3 protein-coding genes are annotated in these 2,109 nt (G+C 63.3%); all 3 read left to right on the top strand.

The features are described from left to right. On the top strand, window positions 1–710 hold a 710-nt coding region (locus C1722_RS12175), incomplete at its 5' end, for a chorismate synthase (protein ID WP_146040714.1). 12 nt (window positions 711–722) lie between these two features. Then, window positions 723–1,310 (top strand): shikimate kinase, encoded by a 588-nt coding sequence (locus C1722_RS12170; RefSeq protein ID WP_102379661.1) that lies wholly within the window; start codon window positions 723–725, stop codon window positions 1,308–1,310. Then, the coding region (locus tag C1722_RS12165; protein WP_102380371.1) for a 3-dehydroquinate synthase family protein at window positions 1,292–2,109 on the top strand (818 nt) is incomplete at its 3' end. The genes C1722_RS12170 and C1722_RS12165, both read left to right, overlap by 19 nt.

The following is a 2,109-nucleotide window of genomic DNA, read 5'->3' as shown; positions in this document are numbered from 1 at the left end:
TATTCTCGTACGTGACGCGCATCGGCTCGGCGGAGTTCGCCGAAGAGGATCCCCTGACCGCCGCGCCCGACTACAAGCCGCTCGACATCGAGATGAGCGATGTGCGCTGCCCCGACGACGATGCGACCGAGGCGATGAAAGCCGCCATCGATGCAGCCCGTGAGGCGGGGGAGAGCTTGGGCGGTACGTTTCGCGTCGTGGTTTTGGGCCTCTTGCCCGGCATCGGCGGATACGCGACTCCGACCGAGCGGCTGACCTCGCGCATCGGCGCCGCGCTGTTCTCCATTCCCGCCATCAAGGGGGTCGAGTTCGGTCTGGGCTTTGCCGCCGCCGCCTCGGCCGGCTCGAAGGTGCACGATCCGATTACCCAGAGCTCGAAGGACGGGTTTTCGCGTGCGAGCAACAACGCGGGCGGTCTTGAGGGCGGCATGACGACGGGTATGCCCCTCATCGTAACCGCGGCGATGAAGCCCATTCCCACGCTTACGAATCCGCTTATGACGGTCAACATGGATACGCTCGAACCCGAGGAGGCCTCGAAGGAGCGCAGCGACGTGTGCGCCGTCCCCGCTTGCGCGGTCGTTGCCGAAAGCGAAGTTGCCTTCGTGCTCGCCAACGCCTACCTCGAGCGGTTTGGAGATGCGAACATGACCGATATCAGGGCGGCGGTGAAGGCGTATCGCCAGCGCATCAAGACCATGTCGCGGTAAGCGGGCGGCGCTATGACGAAAAACACTCCAACGGGTTCGCCGAAGCAGCCCCCGAAGCGGCCTGCATGTACCTTGTCGCGCCCCGTGTTTTTCGTCGGCTTCATGGGTGCCGGAAAAACGTCGGTTTCCCGACGGCTTGCGCGCATGTGCCATATTTCGTCGATCGACCTCGACACCTACATAGAAAGGCGCGAGGATAAAAAGGTCAAGGATATTTTCGCCGAGGCGGGCGAGGACGGTTTCCGCGAGATCGAGACCGCCGTGCTTCGCGAGTTCACGGCCAACGATCCGCTGCTCGTCTCGTGCGGCGGCGGTGTGGTGAAGCGTCCCGAGAACCGCGAGATACTCAAAGGCGGCGGCTTCGTCGTGTACCTCAAAGTGTCGGCGGACGAGGCCCAGAGCCGCATCAGCGATCTGTCGACGCGCCCCTTGTTCAATGATCTGGACCAGGCGAGGAGAACCAGCGCCGAGCGGCTTCCCCTCTACGAGGAGGTGGCCGACGCCGTGATCGATACGGCGGGCAAAAGCGTGGGAAGAATCGCTGCCGAAGTGAGAGACGTGCTCAAAAAGGAAGGAATCCTGTGGCAATCGCAAGAATAGTGGTCAACATCGCCGACGCCGCGAGCTACGACGTGCGCATCGGAGCCGAACTGATTGAGAAACTCGGCGGGTATCTGAGAGACGTGAACCAATCCGATACCGCGCTTGTCATCACCGACGAGAACGTGGGTCCGCTCTACCTCGGCGCCGCAAAGGCGTCGCTTGTCGAAGCGGGCTATCGGGCGCTCGATATCACGGTACCCGCAGGCGAGGGTGCGAAGTCGGTTGCGGTTGCGAGCGAGATATGGGCGGCTATGGCAGACCTCAAGCTCGGGCGCGACGTGCTCGTCGTGGCGCTCGGGGGAGGCGTCGTGGGCGATCTGGCCGGGTTCGTCGCCGCAACCTACATGAGGGGTGTTGCGTTCGCCCAGGTGCCGACTACGCTGCTTTCGATGGTCGATTCTTCGGTCGGCGGCAAGACGGGCGTCAACCTCGATCAGGGCAAGAATCTGGTCGGATGCTTCAAGCAGCCGATCCAGGTGTGTGCGAGCACATCGGCGCTCGCGACGCTTCCCGAACGCGAATGGACGTGCGGATGCGCCGAGATCGCCAAATCGGCGGTCATCGATTCCGACGAGTTCTTCTTCTGGCTCGCTGATTCGGCGGAAGCGCTTGCGAGGCGCGATGAGGGCGTCGTAGCCGAGGCTATCGCCCGTTCGGTCGTGTTCAAGGCGAACGTCGTTGCCGAAGACGAGACGGAGAGCAAGGGCGTGCGCGAGTGTCTCAACTACGGGCACACGCTCGGCCATGCCATCGAGGCCCTCGCCGGGTTCGGCACGTTCTCGCACGGCGAAGCGGT

It is taken from the genome of Raoultibacter timonensis (assembly GCF_900240215.1).
Classification (GTDB): Bacteria; Actinomycetota; Coriobacteriia; order Coriobacteriales; family Eggerthellaceae; genus Raoultibacter; species Raoultibacter timonensis.
The sequence above is the reverse complement of the archived record's forward strand: the minus strand, read 5'-3'. Positions and strand labels throughout refer to the sequence as shown.

What these genes read in the sequence shown, in the direction of transcription:
- C1722_RS12170 (WP_102379661.1), top strand. Translation starts at nt 723, where the DNA reads ATGACGAAAAACACTCCAACGGGTTCGCCGAAGCAGCCCCCGAAGCGG.